Annotated in this window: 13 protein-coding genes, 1 tRNA gene and 1 pseudogene; 9 read left to right on the plus strand and 6 right to left on the minus strand. The window is 77.2% G+C overall.

What is annotated here, in order from left to right; all coding sequences use genetic code 11:
• Positions 1-779: pseudogene (locus tag ACRYM2_RS09385) on the minus strand (hypothetical protein); the annotation flags it as partial.
• Positions 780-866: 87 nt separating this feature from the next.
• Here ACRYM2_RS09385 and ACRYM2_RS09390 point away from each other — a divergent pair.
• The 4 genes from ACRYM2_RS09390 (at position 867) to ACRYM2_RS09405 (ending at position 5,496) form a co-directional block, all read left to right on the plus strand.
• On the plus strand, positions 867-2,246 hold the full coding sequence (locus ACRYM2_RS09390; protein ID WP_432521700.1) for a cation:dicarboxylate symporter family transporter: 1,380 nt from the start codon (positions 867-869) through the stop codon (positions 2,244-2,246).
• A gap of 249 nt (positions 2,247-2,495) precedes the next feature.
• Positions 2,496-3,503, plus strand: a complete 1,008-nt coding sequence (locus ACRYM2_RS09395; protein WP_432521702.1) for a globin domain-containing protein — start codon at positions 2,496-2,498, stop codon at positions 3,501-3,503.
• Between the two features lie 50 nt (positions 3,504-3,553).
• A complete protein-coding gene (locus ACRYM2_RS09400) occupies positions 3,554-4,696 on the plus strand; it encodes a globin domain-containing protein (protein ID WP_432521704.1) in 1,143 nt (380 codons plus the stop codon).
• Positions 4,693-5,496: a DivIVA domain-containing protein gene (locus ACRYM2_RS09405; RefSeq protein WP_432521707.1), complete on the plus strand. Its 804-nt coding sequence runs from the start codon at positions 4,693-4,695 to the stop codon at positions 5,494-5,496. The genes ACRYM2_RS09400 and ACRYM2_RS09405 overlap by 4 nt, the downstream gene beginning before the upstream one ends.
• A 21-nt stretch (positions 5,497-5,517) precedes the next feature.
• Here the strand turns inward: ACRYM2_RS09405 and metX are convergent, their stop codons facing one another.
• Both metX and ACRYM2_RS09415 read right to left on the minus strand, forming a co-directional pair.
• Complete coding sequence (metX, locus tag ACRYM2_RS09410; protein ID WP_432521771.1) at positions 5,518-6,696, minus strand: homoserine O-acetyltransferase MetX; 1,179 nt, start codon at positions 6,694-6,696, stop codon at positions 5,518-5,520.
• Positions 6,697-6,818: 122 nt separating this feature from the next.
• Positions 6,819-8,159 carry a bifunctional o-acetylhomoserine/o-acetylserine sulfhydrylase gene (locus tag ACRYM2_RS09415; protein WP_432521709.1) on the minus strand — a complete coding sequence of 447 codons (1,341 nt, stop codon included), beginning with the start codon at positions 8,157-8,159 and terminating at the stop codon, positions 6,819-6,821.
• Positions 8,160-8,528: 369 nt separating this feature from the next.
• Here ACRYM2_RS09415 and ACRYM2_RS09420 point away from each other — a divergent pair, with 369 nt between their 5' ends.
• From ACRYM2_RS09420 to ACRYM2_RS09435, 4 genes are all read left to right on the plus strand, one after another.
• Positions 8,529-8,885, plus strand: coding sequence for a hypothetical protein (locus ACRYM2_RS09420; protein WP_432521711.1), 357 nt, complete (start codon positions 8,529-8,531; stop codon positions 8,883-8,885).
• 72 nt (positions 8,886-8,957) lie between these two features.
• On the plus strand, positions 8,958-9,971 hold the full coding sequence (locus ACRYM2_RS09425; RefSeq protein WP_432521713.1) for a zinc-dependent alcohol dehydrogenase: 1,014 nt from the start codon (positions 8,958-8,960) through the stop codon (positions 9,969-9,971).
• A 205-nt stretch (positions 9,972-10,176) separates the two neighbouring features.
• Entirely contained in the window at positions 10,177-12,882 is a 2,706-nt protein-coding gene (locus ACRYM2_RS09430) for a putative bifunctional diguanylate cyclase/phosphodiesterase (RefSeq protein ID WP_432521715.1), read from the plus strand.
• A gap of 88 nt (positions 12,883-12,970) precedes the next feature.
• The gene (locus ACRYM2_RS09435; RefSeq protein WP_432521717.1) at positions 12,971-15,718 is read left to right on the plus strand and encodes a putative bifunctional diguanylate cyclase/phosphodiesterase; all 2,748 of its coding nucleotides are present in this window, start codon (positions 12,971-12,973) and stop codon (positions 15,716-15,718) included.
• Here the strand turns inward: ACRYM2_RS09435 and ACRYM2_RS09440 are convergent.
• The 3 genes from ACRYM2_RS09440 to ACRYM2_RS09450 form a co-directional block, all read right to left on the minus strand.
• Positions 15,684-16,280 carry a DedA family protein gene (locus tag ACRYM2_RS09440; RefSeq protein WP_432521719.1) on the minus strand — a complete coding sequence of 199 codons (597 nt, stop codon included), beginning with the start codon at positions 16,278-16,280 and terminating at the stop codon, positions 15,684-15,686. The genes ACRYM2_RS09435 and ACRYM2_RS09440 overlap by 35 nt on opposite strands.
• A 95-nt stretch (positions 16,281-16,375) precedes the next feature.
• Positions 16,376-16,449 (minus strand) — tRNA-Thr (locus ACRYM2_RS09445).
• A gap of 89 nt (positions 16,450-16,538) precedes the next feature.
• Complete coding sequence (locus ACRYM2_RS09450) at positions 16,539-18,125, minus strand: methyl-accepting chemotaxis protein (protein ID WP_432521721.1); 1,587 nt, start codon at positions 18,123-18,125, stop codon at positions 16,539-16,541.
• 240 nt (positions 18,126-18,365) lie between these two features.
• Between ACRYM2_RS09450 and ACRYM2_RS09455 the strand changes: the two genes are divergently transcribed.
• Positions 18,366-18,743 (plus strand): VOC family protein, encoded by a 378-nt coding sequence (locus ACRYM2_RS09455; protein ID WP_432521723.1) that lies wholly within the window; start codon positions 18,366-18,368, stop codon positions 18,741-18,743.
• The last annotated feature ends 4 nt before the right edge of the window (positions 18,744-18,747 follow it).

Here is an 18,747-nt window from a genome sequence, read left to right on the forward strand (position 1 = left end):
CCCCCCCCCCCCCCCCCCCCCCCCCCCCCCCCCCCCCCCCCCCCCCCCCCCCCCCCCCCCCCCCCCCCCCCCCCCCCCCCCCCCCCCCCCCCCCCCCCCCCCCCCCCCACCCCCCCCACCCCCCCCCCCCCCCCCCCCCCCCCCCCCCCCCCCCCCCCCCCCCCCCCCCCCCCCCCCCCCCACCGCGAGAGCGCGAAGCTGCCCGCGACGGCCACCGCGACGGCCAGCGCCAGCGCGGTCAGCAGCACCGGCAGCCGGGCGAGCAGGTCCGCGGTCACCGAGCGCGTGGTGACGCCGACGGCGACGGCGCCGACGACCCGCCCGCCGTCGTCGCGCACGGGCAGCACCGCGCGCACGGACTCCCCCAGGGTGCCGGTGTAGGTCTCCACGACCCGCCCGCCGGCGAAGGCGGCCTCGGTGTGGCCCAGGAAGGGGCGGCCGATCTGGGCGGGGTCGGGGTGCGACCAGCGGACGCGGTCGCGGTCCATGACGGTGACGAAGTCCACGCCGGCGGCGGTGCGGACGTCCTCGGCGTGGCGGGCGACCGCGGCGCGCGCACCGGCCAGCGCGGGGTCGGTGGTGCCCCCGGGCACGGCCAGGCCCTCGCGGACGTCGGGGGCGGTGGCCAGCGAGGCCGCGACGTCCGCGACGAGCGCGGCCGCGTCGCGGCGGGTGTCCTCGCGCAGCTGCCACACGAGCGCGGTGGTGGCGCCGCCGACGACGACCGACAGGACCAGCAGCTGCAGCACGAGCACCCGCGAGGCCAGCGTCCAGTGCACGAAACGACCAGAAGGACGTGTCCCGGGTCCCGGTGTGAGCACCATCACCTCCAGCACGACGTTCCCCGACGCTTCCGAGAGGGTCCCATGAGCACAGGCGCTCAGAACGCACCGTCGGCGGGCACCGCCGCACGGGGTCGCGACCGCACCCACTTCCTCTACATCGCCGTCATCGTCGCCGTGGCGCTCGGCATCGCCGTCGGGCTGGTCTTCCCGGAGGCCGGCAAGGCGCTGAAGCCGCTGGGCGAGGGCTTCGTCGACCTCGTCAAGATGATGATCTCCCCGATCATCTTCTGCACGATCGTGCTGGGCATCGGCTCGGTCCGGAAGGCCGCCCAGGTCGGCCGGGTCGGCGGGACGGCGCTGCTCTACTTCGTCGTCATGTCGACGTTCGCGCTGGCCATCGGCCTCGTCGTCGGCAACCTGCTGCCGGTCACGGACCTGGAGCTGACCGACGAGCTGCGCGGCGTCGGGGCCGAGCGCGCCGCGCTGGCCGAGGAGTCCGGCGGCACCGTCGACTTCCTGCTGGGGATCATCCCGACGTCGCTGCCGTCGGCGCTGACCGACGGCTCGGTGCTGGAGACGCTGTTCGTCGCGCTGCTCGTGGGCTTCGCGGTCCAGGGCCTGGGCACCACCGGCGAGCGGGCGCTGACGGCGATCGAGGCGATCCAGAAGATCGTCTTCAAGGTCCTCGCGATGGTCATGTGGGTGGCCCCGGTCGGGGCCTTCGGGGCGATCGCGGCGGTCGTCGGCGAGACGGGCGTGGACGCCCTCAAGGCCCTCGGCATCGTCATGCTCGGCTTCTACGCCACGTGCGCGGTGTTCGTCTTCGTGGTGCTGGGCGTCCTGCTGAGGGTCGCCACGAGGATCTCGATCTTCTCGCTGCTGCGCTACGTGGCGCGGGAGATCCTGCTCATCGTCTCGACCTCCAGCTCGGAGACGGCGCTGCCGCGCCTGATCGCCAAGATGGAGCACCTGGGCGTCAGCCGCTCCACCGTGGGCATCGTCGTCCCGACGGGGTACTCCTTCAACCTCGACGGCACGGCCATCTACCTGACGATGGCCTCGCTGTTCATCGCCAACTCCCTGGGCGACCCCCTGTCGGTCTCCGAGCAGGTCTCGCTGCTCGTCTTCATGGTCATCGCCTCCAAGGGCGCCGCCGGGGTCTCCGGCGCCGGCCTGGCCACGCTGGCCGGCGGGCTCGCCTCGCACAAGCCCGCCCTGCTGGACGGCGTCGGGCTCATCGTCGGCATCGACCGGTTCATGTCCGAGGCGCGCGCGGTGACGAACTTCATCGGCAACACGGTCGGGACGCTGGTCATCGGCACCTGGACCCACCAGGTCGACCGGGAACGGGTCGAGCACGTCCTGGCCGGCCGGGTCCCCTTCGACGAGCGGACGATGGACCCCACGCACGGCTCCGTCGACGCGCGCACCGACGAGCGGGTCGCGGCCACGACGCCCTGACCCCGCGGCCCGCAGCCCCTCGACCCGCCCCCGGTGCACGCGCGCCGGGGGCGGGTCGCGTTCCGCCCCCGATCGCCAGCTCTGCGTCACTCGTTGATCACGCTGCGCAGTGATCCGGGACGAGTTCCCCGATCTGCCTTCCCGCGGCTGTGACGGCTGCGTACGCTCCGGCGCACCACTAGCCCACACGAGGGAGTGCGGAATGCCGTCGCCCGCGCCAGCACGCACCACGCCCACCGGAGGTGCGCGGTGCTGCTGACCACCCACCAGGCCATCGACGCGGCGGCGCGGTTCTCGCCCGCCCGCCGGGCCGGCTACAGCCAGTCCGAGGTGGACGCCTTCGTCGCCGCGGTGCGCGAGACCGTCGAGGTGCTGACGAGCGAGCTGCACACCTCGCGCAACGCCCGGTTCGAGCTGGAGAGCCGCCTGGCCGCGGACCCGCAGCAGGGCGGGACGAACGGGGCGGCCCCGCCGCACGTGCAGGCGGCGCGGCTGCTGGAGATCGCCCAGCGCACCGCGGACACCGCGGTGGCCGAGGCGCAGGAGATCGCGACCCGCCTGGTCGCCGACGCGGAGCGGCGCGCCGCGGCCCTGGAGGCGGCGGCCCGGGAGCGGGCGGAGGCCGCGGAGCGCGCCGTCCGGGAACGGGCGGAGGCCGCGGAGCGCGCCGCCCGCGAGCAGCAGGAGCGCCTGCGCGGCGAGATCGACCTCCTGGAGGCCTCGCGGGCCGACTCCCGGGCGCACGTGCAGAAGCTCGGCGCGCTGCTCGCGGACGTCCTGGAGCGCACGGAGCCGGACGCTCCCCCGCCCCCGGCGGCACCCGCCCCCGCGGCGCGGCAGGCCGACGGACCCGCCGCCGACGGCGGCACCCACGACGAGGAGGTCCCCGTGTCCATCTACGAGCAGCTGGGTCGCGAGCAGGGCATCGGCACGGCGGTGCAGGAGTTCTACGAGCGGGTGGTGGCCGACCCCCGGCTGGCCCCGTACTTCGCCGACACGGACATGACCGCGCTGCGCCGGCACCAGACGGCCCTGCTCGTGCAGGTCACCGGCGGCCCGGTGCGCTACGAGGGGCGGGACCTGGCGCAGGCGCACGCCGGGCTCGGCATCTCCCCCGACGACTTCGACCGCGTGGTGACCCACCTCGCCGGGACGCTGACCGACCTCGGCGTGGACACCGCCGTCGTCGAGCAGGTCGGCGCGGCCCTCGGCGCCCACCGCGAGGAGATCGTCCAGCGCACCGTCGCCGTGGACTGAGCGCCCCTCAGCCACCCCGCCCGACTGCCCGACCCGCCGCGAGGAGAGCCGTGGACGTCGCGAGGATGCGCCGCAACTTCGCCAAGGCCGCACGGGCCGGCGACGAGGCCCCGCTGTTCTTCTACTCGCACCTGTTCCTGAGCCACCCGGAGACGCGGGAGCTCTTCCCCGTCTCGATGATGCACCAGCGCGACAGGCTCTTCCGCGCCCTCGGGCAGGTCGTCGCCCTCGTGGACGACCTGGACGCGCTGGTGCCGGTGCTGCAGGGGCTCGGGCGCGACCACCGCAAGTTCGGCACGGTCGCCGCGCACTACCCCGCCGTGGGCGCGAGCCTGCTGGCCACCCTGGAGCACTTCGACGACGAGTGGGACGCCGCCCTCGCCGCGGACTGGGCGGCGGCCTACGGCGTCGTCGCCCAGGTCATGGTCGAGGCCGCCGAGGAGGCCTCCTCGGCCCCCGCCTGGTGGGAGGCCGACGTGCTCTCCTGCGAGCGCCGCACCATCGACGTCACGGTCCTGCAGATCAGGCCCCGCGCGGAGCTGCCCTTCCGGGCGGGCCAGTCGATCTCCGTGGAGACCGGGCTGCGGCCCCGGCTGTGGCGGTACTACGCCGTGGCGAACGCACCGCGCCCCGACGGCGTCCTGGAGCTGCACGTGCAGGCGCACGACGGCGGGCCGGTCAGCTCCGCGCTGGCGCGGCAGGTGGCGCCCGGCGACGTGCTGCGCCTGGGACCGGCCCTGGGCACCTGCACCCTCCCGCCGGGTTCCGACCGCGACCTGCTGCTGGTCGCCGACGGCACCGGGCTGGCCCTGCTGAAGGCCCTGGTCGACGAGGTGGCCCGGCACGGACCGGTCCGGCGGGTGGACCTCTTCCTCGGGGCCCGCACCGAGGCGCAGCTGTACGACCTGCCCGCCCTGCGCGACCTGCAGGACAAGCACCCGTGGCTCACCGTCACCCCGGTCGTGTCCGACGACGAGCGGGCGGGCGAGGCCGAGCACGGGGAGCTGACCGACGTCCTGCTCACCCGCGGCCCGTGGACCAGCCGCGAGGTCTTCGTGGCCGGGTCCGGCCCGGTGGTGCGGGAGGTCGGCTCGGCGCTCGCCGGCCAGGGCCTGCCACCGGAGCGGCTGCACGCGGAGGCCTTCAGCCCCAGCCGACCAGGCCCCACCGTGGAAGGGAAGGTGTCCGCATGAGCAGCGACCGGGACAGGGGCGGGAGCGAGTGGCGGCTCACCCCCGCCGCGGTGCACGGCGTCCGCTTCAGCCGGGCGAGCCGGATGCACCCGGGGTACGTCGACACCGAGGTCGACGCCTTCCGCGGACGGGTGGAGCTGGAGCTGCAGCGCCTGACGGCGGAGAAGGCGGAGCTGCGCGAGCAGGTGCACGCCCTGCGCCGGGCGGCCGAGGCCAGGGAGGCCGACGCGCAGGCGGCCGCCCGCGAGGCGCCGGCCCCGGAGGAGGTGCCGGTCCAGGCCGTGCACATCCTGGCCGCGGCCCAGCAGACGGCCGACCAGTACGTCGCCGAGGCGGAGGAGTTCAGCCGCCGCATCACCGGCGAGGCCCGCGAGCACTACGAGCAGCTGGTGCAGCAGGCGCGCGCCGAGGCCGACACCGTCCTGCGGGAGGCGGCGTCCCTGGCCGCCGTCGCCCGCGAGGCCGTGCCCGCGCCGGCGCAGGAGGCCAGGGACGTCCAGGAGGAGGTGGCCTACCTCAAGGCCTTCGGCCAGGCCTGCCGCACGCAGCTGCGCTCCTACCTCGAGGCGCTGCTGGACGACGTCGAGCGGGAGTGGGGCCGCGCCGACCCGCAGGCGGTCGCCGCCCGCACCCACCGGCCCCCCGGGGACGGGCGGGCCGACGGGCGGGCCGACGGGCGGGCCGACGGGCGGGCCGACGGTGGCGCGAACGGTGGCGCGAACGGGACGGGCGGGGCGGCGGACGCCGACCGCGCCGCCGCGCCGGCCGAGGCCGGCGCGGTCATCGACGTGCGGCGCTAGCCGGGGCCGTCCGCGAGCGCCTCAGCGCGAGCCGAGGGCGAGGACCTCGGTGACCAGCGGGGCGATCTGGTCGGCCTCCAGCAGGAAGCCGTCGTGGCCGGCGGTGGAGGTGACCACCCGCAGGCCGCCGACGGTGGCCGGGGCGCCCTCGGCGATGCGCACCGAGTCCGCCAGCGGGTAGAGCCGGTCGGAGTCGACGGCGGCGACGACGAGCGGGACCCGGATGCCGGCGAGGGCCGCCTCGGTCCCGCCGCGCCCGAGCCCGACGTCCCAGGTGTTGAGCGCGTCGGTGAGCGCGACGTAGCTGCCGGCGTCGAAGCGGCGCACGAGCTTGTCGGCGTGGTGGTCCAGGTAGGACTGCACGGCGTAGCGGCCCGGGGCGTCGGCGGAGAGCGGGTCCTCCCCCAGCTGCGCGGCCCGGCCGAAGCGCGCGTCGAGCTCGGCGGCCGTGCGGTAGGTCAGGTGCGCCAGCCGGCGCGCCAGGCCCAGCCCGGCGTGCGGGCCGTGCCCGTCGGGCAGGTCGTGGTAGTCCCCGCCGTGCCAGCCGGGGTCGCCGAGGACGGCGGTGATCTGCGCGCTCTGGGCGCCGATCTGGTCGGCGCCGGTGGCCGCGGTGCTCGCCAGCACCAGCGCGGCCCCGACCCGCCCGGGCTGCGCGGCCGCCCACTCCAGCGAGCGCATGCCGCCCATCGACCCGCCGAGGACGGCGGCGAAGCGCGCGACGCCCAGCGCGTCGGCCAGCCGGGCCTCGGCGGCGACCTGGTCGGCGACGGTGATGCGCGGGAACGCCGACCCCCACGCCTGCGCCGAGCCGGGCCGGCGCGAGGCCGGGCCGGTGCTGCCCTGGCAGCCGCCGAGCACGTTGGCGGCGACGACGAACCAGCGGTCGGTGTCCAGCGCCCGGCCGGGCCCGACGAGGGCGGACCACCAGCCCGGGGTGGGGTGGCCCTCGCCGGCCTCGCCGACGACGTGCGCGTCACCGGTGAGGGCGTGCTCGACGAGGACGGCGTTGGAGCCGTCGGGGGCGAGCTCACCCCACGTCTCGTAGGCGAGGCGGACCTGCGGCAGGACGCCGCCGAGCTGCAGCGGCAGGTCGCCGACGTCGGCGAAGCGCCGCCGCCCGACCGGGTCGCCCTCGCGCCAGGCCCCGGTGGCGGGCGGCGGCGGCGGCGCCAGGGCGCGGGCCACCTGCCCGGGCACCTCCCGCGCCACCTCCTGCGCGCTCACCCGCCGCGCGCTCACGTCCTGCGCGCCCACGTCGTCGACCACCACTCCCCGCACCGCGTGCTGCTCCTGCGTCCAGTCTCCCCCGGCGCGCGCGCTCAGGAGGACGCGGCCGCGAAGCCGGCCTCGAGGTCGGCGAGGACGTCCTCGATGGCCTCCAGGCCGACGGCGAGGCGGACCAGGCCGGGGGTGACGCCCGCGGCGAGCTGCTGCTCGGGCGTCAGCTGGCTGTGGGTGGTCGAGGCCGGGTGGATGACCAGCGAGCGGACGTCGCCGATGTTGGCGACGTGGCTGTGCAGCACGAGGGCGTCGACGAACCTCTTGCCCGCGTCGACGCCGCCGGCGATCTCGAAGGCCAGCACCGCACCGGGGCCCCGGGGGGCGTACTTGCGCTGCTGGGCGTGCCAGGGCGAGCCCGGCAGCGCGGCGTAGTTGACGGAGAGCACGTCCTCGCGGGCGTCGAGCCACTCGGCGACGCGGCGGGCGTTGGCCACGTGGCGCTCCACGCGCAGCGACAGCGTCTCCAGGCCCTGGGCGATGAGGAAGGCGTTGAAGGGCGCGACGGCGGGGCCGAGGTCGCGCAGCAGCTGCACGCGCAGCTTGGTGAGGTAGGCGGCCGGGCCGACGGCGTCGGTGAAGACGACCCCGTGGTAGCTGGGGTCGGGGGTGGTCAGGCCCGGGAAGCGGCCGGAGGCGGCCCAGTCGAAGCGGCCGGAGTCGACGACGACGCCCGCCACGGAGGTGCCGTGCCCGCCGAGGTACTTCGTCGCCGAGTGCACGACGACGTCCGCGCCGTGCTCGAAGGGGCGCACCAGGTACGGGGTGGCGATCGTGTTGTCGACCACGAGCGGCACGCCGGCCGCGTGGGCCGCGCCGGCGACGGCCTCGATGTCGAGCACGTCACCGGCGGGGTTGGAGATGGTCTCGGCGTAGAAGAGCTTGGTCTCCGGGCGCACGGCCGCGGCCCAGGAGGCCGGGTCGTCGGGGTCGGCCACGAAGCCGACGCTGATGCCCATCTTGGGCAGCGTGTGGTGGAACAGGTTGTACGTGCCGCCGTACAGGCGCGGGCTGGAGACGACGTGGTCCCCGGCGGAGGCGATGTTGAGGATCGCCAGGCTCTCGGCGGCCTGGCCGGAGGCCACGAGCAGCGCGCCGATGCCGCCCTCGAGCGCGGCGATGCGCTGCTCGACGACGTCCTGGGTGGGGTTCATGATCCGCGTGTAGATGTTGCCCGCCTCGGCGAGGCCGAACAGCGCGGCGGCGTGGTCGGAGTCGCGGAAGGCGTAGCTGGTCGTCTGGTAGATCGGCAGCGCCCGCGCGCCCGTCGTCGGGTCCGGCGACTGGCCGGCGTGGATCTGGAGCGTCTCGAAGCTCCAGCGCGACGGGTCGTTGGCGGGGACGTCGGCAGGGGTGTTCGCGGGGGTGGCGTCGGTGCTCACGGCGGGTCCTCTTCGGTGGGTGGTGCGGCGGGTGGGCTGGGGCGCGTCAGGAGCGCCGACACCAGCCGTCGAAGAGGTACGGACGCCGGCCCGGCCAGAAGGGGTCGAGGACGACCAGCCGGCGTGGGAGCACGTGCCGATGGTGCCGCCGCGGGGAAGGCCGAGGCAACTCCTCGGTCCGCTCGTCCACCGGTTGGACAGCCACCGCTGCTCGTGGACACCACGACATCGACTCAACGTGTTGCAGCGATGACAGCGCGGAACCGCTCGTCGTCTGGCAGGCTGACCGAGCAACTCTGTGCAATGAGTCGCTCACTTTCAGCTGCCCTTGCGGTCCTTCCCACCCCACTAGCCAGTCATGGAGCGTCGATGGACGACCAGCGCACTCCCGCCGACGGCACCGCCCAGGTGGCCGACGACACCCTCCGGGTCATCCGGTGGGACGCCCCCGCGTGGGCGTCCCAGGGGCTGGAGGTCGAGGGCGGCTGGCTGCACGCGCACGAGGCCGCCACCGTCCCCCTCGAGGGCGACGAGGGCGCCGAGCGCCCCTGCCCCGTGCGCCTGGAGTGCACCGACCTCGCCTACGCCGAGCGGGGCGAGACCGTGCTGCGCCGCTTCGGCCCGCGGGTCTTCATCGGCGACATCGCCCAGCTGTCGCTGCCGGAGGCGCGGCGGCTGGTGAGCGCCCTCACCGAGCTGCTCGACCGGGCCGAGGGCGGGGCCTGACGCGGCCCCCCGGCCGCACCGCCCGCCGCGCCCGGCGCCGCACGCGTCGCAGCGGCCCGCTAGCTTGCGCCCATGACCGCCGCGCGCACGGGACGGGCCGTCCGGGTCCCCGCCCCCGGATCCCTCGAGCTCATCGACGTCGACGTCGCCGACCCCGGCCCGGGTGAGGCGCTCGTCAGGATCGCCTGGTGCGGCATCTGCGGCTCCGACCGCGAGGTGTTCGCCGGCACCCGCCCCGCCGAGTTCGTCCGCTACCCCGTCGTCCCCGGCCACGAGTGGTCCGGGACCGTCGAGGCCGTCGGCGCCGGCGTGCCCGAGGGGATCGTCGGCCGCGGCGTCGTCGGCCAGGGCATCCGCACCGCCGAGGGCACCCCCTCCTCCGTGGTGGGCGACCCCGACGGCTGGCCGCAGGAGTACGAGGAGACCGGCTTCACGCTGCCCGGCGGCTGGGCCACCTGGCTGACGCTGCCCGCGCGCTACCTGCACCTGCTGCCCGAGGGCGCCGACCTGCGCGCCGCCGCCGGCATCGAGCCCGCCGCCTGCGTGGCCGAGGCCGTCCTGCTCGCCGACGTCACCGTCGGCTCGAAGGTCGCCGTCATCGGCGCCGGCACGCTGGGCCTGCTCGCCGTGCAGCTGCTGCGCGGCGCCGGCTGCGAGGTCACCGTCGTGCACCGCGACGACTCCCGCCGCGAGCTGGCCGCCACCTGCGGCGCCGCGCACTACACCTCCGACCCGGCCTCGGTGGAGGGCCGCTTCGACGCGGTCGTCGAGGCCGCGGGCGCACCGGGCGTGGCCCGCAGCGCCGTCCGGCTGGCCCGCCGCGGCGGGCGCGTGGTGCTCACCGGCATCCCCGCCTCCGACGCCGACGACCTGTCCAGCCTGGAGCTCGTCTCCCGCAACGTCCACGTCCTCACCGTCTTCGGCGCCCCGACCCGCGCCTGGGCCTACGCGGTGCGCGCCTTCGCCGCGGGCGTGCTGGACCCGACGCCGCTCATCACCCACGAGTTCGACATCGCGCGGGCCGGCGAGGCCCTCGACGTCCTCGCCGCCCGCTCCGGCGCCCTGAAGGTGCTGCTGCACCCCTGAGCGGGCCGCGCACCGCCGCGCACCCGGGCGCACGGATCTCGCCGATCCGCTTGCGCCCGGCGGGCTGCGTCCCGTTCGCTGGACACGCCCGCGCGAGCGCGCCGGGCCGGTGCGCTGGACCGGGCGGGTGGTCGGACACGGCTGTCCGGGTACCCCTCGCGCGGCACCGCTCAACACGCGGCGGTGCCGCGCCGACGTCCGCGAGGTGAGCACCGTGGAGCGCAGGTGGTGGCGGGGCCGTGGCGGCCTGCAGCAGCGCCTGGTCGCGCTCGTGCTGGTGCCGGCCACGGGTGTCGCCCTCCTCGTCGGCGTCGCCGTGCAGGAGCGCAGCCGGCAGGTGGCGGCGGTGCGCACCGCCGTCGCGGAGGTGCGCGCCGCCGTCGCCCTGGACGCCGTGCGGGTCGGCATCGCCCAGGAGGTCGCGCCCGCCCTGGTCACGGGTCTGGTGAGCGATCCCGCGCAGGCCCGCGCCCTGGGGGTCGACGCCACCGTGCTGGAGGCCCTGCGGGGTGCCGAGGCGCCGGGCCGCCTGCAGAGCGCGCGCGTCCAGGTCGACGCCGCCGTGCAGCGGGCCCGCGGCACCGCCGCCCGCGCCGACGCCGAGCAGGTCGCGCAGGCGCTGGCGCGGCTGCGCGGCACCCGGCACGGCGACCGGCCCCTGGAGTCGGTGTTCACCGAGTACCAGCAGCTGGGGCGGCAGCTGGGGATCCGCACGGCCGCGCACCTGCGCACCGCCCGCACCCAGGGGCTGGACGGCGGGACCACCGACGCCGTCGGCGACGTGCTGCGCGTCTCGCGCGCGGGCACCCTCGCCGGCGCGGAGACGCCCCTGCTCCTGGCCTCGCTGCTGGGCAGCGGGGCGGCCGGCGACGCGGTCCACGCCCGCTTCGTGGAGGTCTGGGGCGGCTACCGGGAGGCCGCCGCCGAGGTGGTCGGCACCTGCGCGCCGGAGGTCGTCACCGCCTGGACGGCCGCCACGGGCAGCGGCGTGCGCACCGTCGACGCCACCGCGGCCGCCGCCGCCACCGCCGGCCAGGAACCGCCGCCGAGCCGGTTGCCGGCGCTGCTGGCCGCCAACGCCCGCCGCGACGCCGGCATCGAGCGCGCCGTGCAGGTGGCCGCCGACCGCGCGGTGGAGGCCGCCACCGCGCACGCCGCGCACGTGGACCGGCAGCTGCGCTCGGTGGTGCTGCTGGCCGCCGCCCTGCTGGCCGCGACCCTCGTGGCCACCGTGGTCGTGCGCATCTCGCTGACGCGGCCGCTGGCCCGGCTGGCCGCGCAGGCGCGCGCCGTCGGCGCCGGCGAGCTCGTCGACGTGGAGGAGTCCGGCCCCGCCGAGGTGCGCACCGCGGCGCGCGGCCTGGCCGCCGCCGTGCACGGGCTGCGCCGCCTGCGCGACCAGGCCCAGGCCGTCGCCGCCGGCGACCTGGAGTCCGAGGCGGCGCGCCGCTCCCTGGAGGGGCCCCTGGGAGCGGTCGTGCACGCCTCGATGACGCAGCTCATCGGTGCCGTCCAGGACCGCGAGCGGTTGCGGGCGGACCTGGCCCACCAGGCGGCGCACGACGCGCTCACCGGCCTGCCCAACCGCGCGCGGGCGCAGGCGCTGCTGGAGGCCGCGCTGGAGGGCGCCGGGGGCGCGGGGCAGCGCGCGGAGCACCGCGTGGGGCTGCTCTTCGTCGACCTGGACCACTTCAAGGCCGTCAACGACTCCCTGGGGCACGCCGCGGGCGACGACCTGCTGCGGGAGGTGGCCGCGCGCATGGGCGCGGCGGTGGGCGAGCACGACGCGGTGTGCCGCTTCGGAGGCGACGAGTTCGTCGTCCTGGTGCCGCTCGTCCCGGTGGCCGACGGGTCGCCGGAGGCGGTGGGCGGGGCGCTGGAGGCGCTGCGCGAGCGGGGCCGGCGGCTGGTGGAGGCGGTCTGCGCGCCGGTGGAGCTGCGCGGGCGCCCGGTGCGCGCCGGCGCCAGCGTCGGGGTGGCGCTGAGCTCCCCCGGCAGCACGCCCGAGCAGCTGCTGCAGGAGGCCGACGCCGCCGCCTACCGGGCCAAGGCCGCCGGCCGCGGGGTCGTGGAGGTCTTCGACGACGCGCTGCGCGCCGAGCTGGCGACGCGCGCCGAGGTGGAGGCCGCGCTGCGCCACGCCCTCGACGCCGGGGAGCTGGTGCTCTTCTACCAGCCGGTGCTCGACCTGCGCACCGGCCGCACCCGGGGCGTCGAGGCGCTGGTGCGCTGGCAGCGGCCCGGGCACGGCCTGGTGCCCCCGGACGCCTTCGTGCCGATCGCCGAGGCGTCCTCGCTGGTCCGCGACCTGGGCCGCTGGGCGCTGGCCGAGGCCTGCGCCCAGCTGGTGCGCTGGGACGCCGAGGGCGGGCAGCGCGCCGGCCTGGGCGTGGCCGTCAACGTCTCCGGCCGCCACCTGGCGCGCGCGCACCTGCTGGAGGACGTCGCCGCGGCCCTGGCCGCCAGCGGCGTCGCCCCGCAGCGCCTGACCGTGGAGGTCACCGAGACCGTCCTCGTCGACGAGCCGCTGGCCCTGGAGCAGCTGCGCGCCCTGCGCGCCCTGGGCGTGCGCGTGGCCATCGACGACTTCGGCACCGGCTACACCTCCATCGGCCAGCTCTCGCGGCTGCCGGTGGACGTGCTCAAGATCGACCGCAGCTTCGTGGCCTCCCCCGACGCCGCCTCCGCCGACCTCGTGCGGCTGCTGATCAGCGCCGCCCACAGCTTCTCCCTCGGCGTCGTGGCCGAGGGCGTGGAGGAGGACTCCCAGCTGGCGGTGCTGCTCACGGCCGGCTGCGACGCGGCCCAGGGCCACCTCTTCGCGCGCCCGGCGCCGGCCGCCGACGTGCCGGTGCCGCGGCTGCCGACGGGACCCGCGGCGCGGGCGGCGGTCGCCGGCAGCGGAGCGTGACACGCTGCGCACTGGTGTGCGCTGGGCGACCGGGTGGCAGACTCGATTGACAGCTCAACCACCTGCACCAGGCCGTCGAGGAGCGTCCGTGCCACCAGTCCAGCCGCCGGCCGACCGCCCGCACCGCGCCCGCCCCGGGGCCCGGCCCTGGGCCGGGCCCCGGACCGGGCCCGGCTCGTTGCAGCGCAGCCTGCTCGCCCTCGTCCTCGTCCCGCTCGTCGGGCTCGTGGGCCTGGTCGGCTACGCCGTGGACGAGCAGGCCGAGCGCGCCGCCGCCGCGGCCGAGGCCACCGACGACGTGCGCAGCGCCGTCGCCCTCGACGTCGTGCGCGCGGCCGTGGCCCAGGAGGTCGTGCCCGTGCTCGGCCAGGCCGTCCTGGGCGACCCGGCCACCGCCGCCTCCGTGGGCCTGGACGGCGCGTCGCTGGCGCAGCTGCCGACCTTCGCCGGCGACGCGCTGGGCGCCCAGCTCGCGGCCGCGCAGCGGACCACCGACGAGGCGGTCGCCGCGGCCGGCACCACGGGCGCCGCCGCGCAGGCCGCCGCGGCCGGCCGCGGGGTGCGCCAGCTGCGGGCGCAGTCCGCCGACGGCGACCTGTCGGCCGTGTTCGGCGGCTACCGCGGCCTCGTGGCGCGCCTGGCGGTCCAGGTCGGCGACCACCTGCAGAGCGCGAGCGCCGCCGGCCTCGACGACGCCGGCACCCGCGCCGTCGCCGACCTGCAGCGCGTCTCGCGGGCCTCCTCGCTGGCCAGCGTCGAGGTGCCGCTGTACTTCTCCTCGCTGACGACGAGCGGCCAGGAGCAGGTCGACAACCGCGCGGCGTTCCTGTCGACCTGGGGCGGCTACGCCGTCGCGGCCACCGAGGTGACCTCCCTGAACTCCCCGGGCAGCGCCGCCCGCTGGACCGGCGTGGTCTCCACCCCCGAGGCGGTGCAGCTGGAGGCGCTGCTGCGCACCGCGGCGCTGGAGGACGGCTCGCTGGCGCTCCCGCAGTTCGTCGCGCTCACGGCGGCCAACAGCGCCCGCGACGCGGCGCTGGGCACCGTCGTGGCCGAGACGGGCGAGGCGGCCGTCACCGCGGCCGGGGGGCCCGCGCGCGAGGCCCGGGACACCCTGCGCGTGCTCGTCGCCGTCTGCGCGCTGCTGGTGGCCGGCACGCTGGCCGCCGCCCTGCTGCTGCGCCGCTGGATCGCCGCCCCGCTGGGGCGCCTGGCCGCGCAGGCCCGCGCGGTCAGCGACGGCGAGCTGCTGGACGTGGAGGAGTCCGGTCCCGCCGAGGTCCGCACCGTCGCGCGCGGCCTGGCCGCCGCCGTCGACAACCTGCGCCGGGTGCGCGACCAGGCCCAGGCCGTCGCCGACGGCGCCCTGGACGCCGACGTCGTGCACCGCCCGGTGCACGGCCCGCTCGGGGAGGTCGTCCACGACTCGGTGCGACGGATGGTCGGTGCCCTCTCCGAGCGCGAGCGGCTGCAGGCGGACCTGGCGCACCAGGCCTCCCACGACGCGCTCACCGGCCTGCCCAACCGGGCGCAGGCGCTGCTGCTGATCGAGGCGGCGCTGCACCGCGCGGCCCGCAGCGGCGGCCGGGTGGGGCTGCTGTTCGTCGACCTGGACCACTTCAAGGCCGTCAACGACACCCACGGCCACTCCGCCGGCGACGAGCTGCTGCGGGTGGTGGCCGGGCGGATGGCGGCCTGCCTGCGCGGCGGCGACGTCGTGGCCCGCCTGGGCGGCGACGAGTTCGTCGTCCTCGTCGAGGGCGTCGAGGGCGGGGACGGCCCCGCGGCGAGCACGGCCGACGCGGCCCTGGTGGACCTGGGCCGCCGCCTCATCGACGCCGTCAGCGAGCCGGTGCAGCTGAGCGGGCGCCACGCCGGGGCGCAGGTGCGGGTGGGGGCCAGCGTCGGCGTCGCCGGCAGCGGCGGGGGCGGGGGCGGCGCCGAGCGGCTGCTCGTGGAGGCCGACGCGGCCGCCTACCGGGCCAAGGCCGCCGGCCGCGGGGTCGTGGAGGTCTTCGACGACGCGCTGCGCGCCGAGCTGGCCCGGCGCGGAGCGGTGGAGCGGGCGCTGTGGACCGCGCTGGCCGAGGGCGGGTTGGAGCTGCACTACCAGCCGGTCGTGGACCTGGCGACGAGGTCGGTGGAGGGTGTGGAGGCGCTGCTGCGCTGGGACCGGCCCGGGCACGGGCCCGTGCCGCCCGCCGAGGCGGTCGCCGTCGCCGAGCGCTCCGACCTCGTCTGCGAGCTCGGCCGCTGGGCGCTGGCCGAGGCCTGCGCCCAGCTGGTGCGCTGGGACGGCGAGGGCGGTGCGCTGGCCGGCATCGGCGCCGCCGTCAACGTCTCCGGGCGCCACCTCGGGCAGGCCCGCCTGGTCGGCGACGTGACGGCCGCGCTGGCCGCCAGCGGCATCGCCCCCGAACGCCTGACCGTGGAGATCACCGAGACCGTCCTCGTCGACGAGCCGCTGGCCCTGGAGCAGCTGCGCGCCCTGCGCGCCCTGGGCGTGCGCGTGGCCATCGACGACTTCGGCACCGGCTACACCTCCATCGGCCAGCTCTCGCGGCTGCCGGTGGACGTGCTCAAGATCGACCGCAGCTTCGTGGCCTCCCCCGACGCCGCCTCCGCCGACCTCGTGCGGCTGCTGATCAGCGCCGCCCACAGCTCCCGCCTGGGCGTGGTCGCCGAGGGCGTGGAGCAGGACGGCCAGCTCACCGGCCTGCTGGCCGCCTCCTGCGACGCCGCGCAGGGCTACCTCTTCGCCCGCCCCGTCCCCGCCGGCGAGGTCGCGGACCTCGCCGTCGTCACCGGCGCCCCCGCCGGCGCTGCACGAGGCTGACCAGGGCGGAGGCGGCCACGCCCAGCGCGACGGCGGCCGCCACGCCCACCCACGGGCGGTCGCTGAGGCTGCGCCCGGCCAGCCCCAGCGCGCCGTAGGCCAGCGCCCAGCAGGCCACGGGCGCGGTGTCGGCCACGGCGAAGCGCGGGAGGGGGTAGCCCGTCGTGGCGGCGGCCGCCATCACCGGCACCCGCGCTCCCGGCAGCAGCCGCGAGGTCGTCAGCGTGCCGACGTCGTGGCGGGCCAGCCGGCGCCCCAGCTGCTCCAGGTGCGCCGAGCTGCCCGCCCGCCGGTGCAGCGCCCGCCCCGCCCGGGTGTGCGCCCCGCGCAGCAGCAGCGCGTACAGCAGCAGGTCCCCCGCGTAAGCCGCCACCGCGCCGACGAGGACGACCTCGCCCGTGGCCGGCCAGGAGCGGTGGTGCGCGAGCGCCGCCATGGCGCTCACCGCCGCGCCGGTGGGCACGACGGGCAGCACGGCCCCGACGACGACGGTGCCCAGCAGCAGGGCGAGCGCCACCAGCCAGTCGTCGGCGTGGGCGGCGGGGTCGAGCAGGTGCGCCACGGGCGGCATCCTCGCGCACCGCTGCCGCGCCGGGCCCGCACCGCACCCCGGACGCGACGGAGGGGGCGCCCGTCGTGGGCGCCCCCTCCGGGACGAGCCGCCTCGGGGAATCGAACCCCGGACCTACGCATTACGAGTGCGTCGCTCTGGCCGACTGAGCTAAGGCGGCGTCTCGCGCCCTCGCGGGCACGGTCAGTGAGCTTACAGGACGACGGGGTCCGCCCTCACCTCGAGGCGCCCCGCCGTCCGCGGGCCCGCTCAGCAGACGAAGGTGCCCATGAGCCGGTCGAGGTCGGCCGCCACCCGCGAGACCTCCTCGGCCGTCGCCGCCGTGTGACCGGCGCTGCTGGTGGTCTGGTCGACCGCGGCGGCGATGCTCCCGACGCTCGCGGCGACCTCGCGGCTGCCGCCGGAGACCCCGGTGGCGCTGCGGACCACCTCCGCGGTGGTCGCGGACTGCTGCTCGACGGCGGCGGCCACGCTCGCCTGCAGGGCGTCGATGCGGGCGATGACGTCCAGGACCTGGGCGATGGCGCCGGTCGCGGCGCTCGCGTCGGCCTGGGTGGCCGCCACCCGGCTGGTGATGTCCTCGGTGGCGCGCGCGGTCTGCTGGGCCAGCTCCTTGACCTCGCCGGCGACGACGGCGAAGCCCTTGCCGGCCTCCCCCGCCCGGGCGGCCTCGATGGTGGCGTTGAGGGCCAGCAGGTTGGTCTGCTCGGCGATGGAGGTGATGAGGCTGACGACGGCGCCGATCTCCTGGCTGGAGGCCGACAGGCGGGCCAGGATCGCCTGCGCCGAGGACGCGTCCTGCACCGCCGCCGCCGCGACGGCGGAGGCCTCGGCCGTCGATGCCGCGATCTCGCGGATGGCGGCGGTCATCTGCTCGCCGGCCGCGGCGACGGTGCCGATGCCCGCCGAGATCTCCTCGGTGGCCGCGGCGACCGAGCGCGACTGCACGGCCGACTCCTCCGCGCTGGACGACAGCTGCGAGGCCACGGCGGTCAGCTCCTCGGAGGAGGCCGCCAGCGCCGAGGCACCGCCGGAGACGTCGCGCACGAGGCCGGCCAGGCGGTCCACCGAGGCGTTCGTGGCGGCGGCCATCTGTCCCAGCTCGCAGCGGGAGAGCACCCGGGCGCGCCGGTCCAGGCGCCCCTCGGCCAGTCCTTCGACGACCGGGACCACGAGCGCCAGGGGCACGGAGATGCTCTTGCCCAGCAGGACCGCGATCGCGGTGCCGGCGAGCAGCGCGAGCGCTGCGACACCGGCGATCAGCTGGAGCGCGCGGTGGTACGTGTCCTCGCCGGCGGCGGCGCTGACGGCGGCCGCGCGCTCCTCGGTCTCGACGAGGGCGGTCAGGTCGGCGGACAGGGCCTCCCCGGAGGGGGTGGTCGTGGCGGCCCGGGCGGTGGTGAACCCTTCGACGTCCCCGGCCAGGGCCAGCTCCGCGACGGTGTCCCGGTCCGCGCGCCAGGCGGCCAGGTCGGCCGTGAACTCCTCGCGCTGGGCCGGCGAGGACGCCGGGGAGGAGTCCAGGTAGGCCGTCCAGGCGGCGTCGAGCGCGGCGTCGTCGGTGCTGGTGCGCTGCTGGACCCGGGCCCGCGCCTCCTCGCCGACGGCCAGCGCCAGGTCGGGCAGGTCCCCCTCCACCCGCTCCAGGGCACGTCCCACGTGCCCGAGGGAGTCGGCCGAGGCGACGGTGGACACGCTCATGTCCTGCAGCCGGGCGTGCACGGCCTCCAGCTGCACCACGCCCGCACCCGCGACGACGAGGAGCAGCGCACCGACCACCGCGAAGCCGCAGAGGATGCGGGGCACGACCCGCATGTCGCAGAAGAACTTGACCACCTTCTAGCAATCGGCAGCGAGCACGCCGACCTGCGCTTCCGGGGCCGGGTCGCGGCGAGGGCTGCGCGAGGGCGGCCGCGGACCCTGGCGGCGGCACCCGGGACGGGCTAGCGTCGGGCGCGCGCCCCTCGGGCCCCGACTCCAGGGAGGTTCCTGCTGGACCCCGTCCGGGGGCGCGCGCAGACGGCTCCTCCTCCGGACCCCCGTGACCGGACGCCGAAGACACCGAGGAGACCCGTCGTGCCCGCTTCCTTCAACCACACGATCATCGCCGCCCGCGACCGCGGCGAGTCCGCGACCTTCCTGCGCGAGCTGCTGGAGCTCGCCGACGCCCCCTCCTGGGGGCTGTTCACCAACCTGCTGATGCCCGACGGCGTGCTGCTGCAGTTCGCCGAACCGCCCGTGGAGCTCATCCAGCCCCAGCACTACGCCTTCCTCGTCGACGAGGAGCTGTTCGACCGGGCGTACGCGCGGCTGGTGGCCGCCGGCCGCGAGCACTGGGCGGACCCGCAGCGCACCCGCCCCGGCGAGACGAACACCGAGCACGGCGGGCGCGGGGTGTACTTCCTCGACCCCGCCGGGCACTACCTGGAGCTGACGACGAAGCCCTACGTCTGAGCAG

Origin of the sequence: Kineococcus aridisoli (genome assembly GCF_050871885.1) — a bacterium.
Lineage (GTDB): Bacteria > Actinomycetota > Actinomycetes > Actinomycetales > Kineococcaceae > Kineococcus.

Coding starts and splice junctions, on each gene's coding strand:
- ACRYM2_RS09390 (WP_432521700.1), top strand. CDS start 867: ATGAGCACAGGCGCTCAGAACGCACCGTCGGCGGGCACCGCCGCACGG.
- ACRYM2_RS09405 (WP_432521707.1), top strand. CDS start 4,693: ATGAGCAGCGACCGGGACAGGGGCGGGAGCGAGTGGCGGCTCACCCCC.
- ACRYM2_RS09420 (WP_432521711.1), top strand. CDS start 8,529: ATGGACGACCAGCGCACTCCCGCCGACGGCACCGCCCAGGTGGCCGAC.
- ACRYM2_RS09425 (WP_432521713.1), top strand. CDS start 8,958: ATGACCGCCGCGCGCACGGGACGGGCCGTCCGGGTCCCCGCCCCCGGA.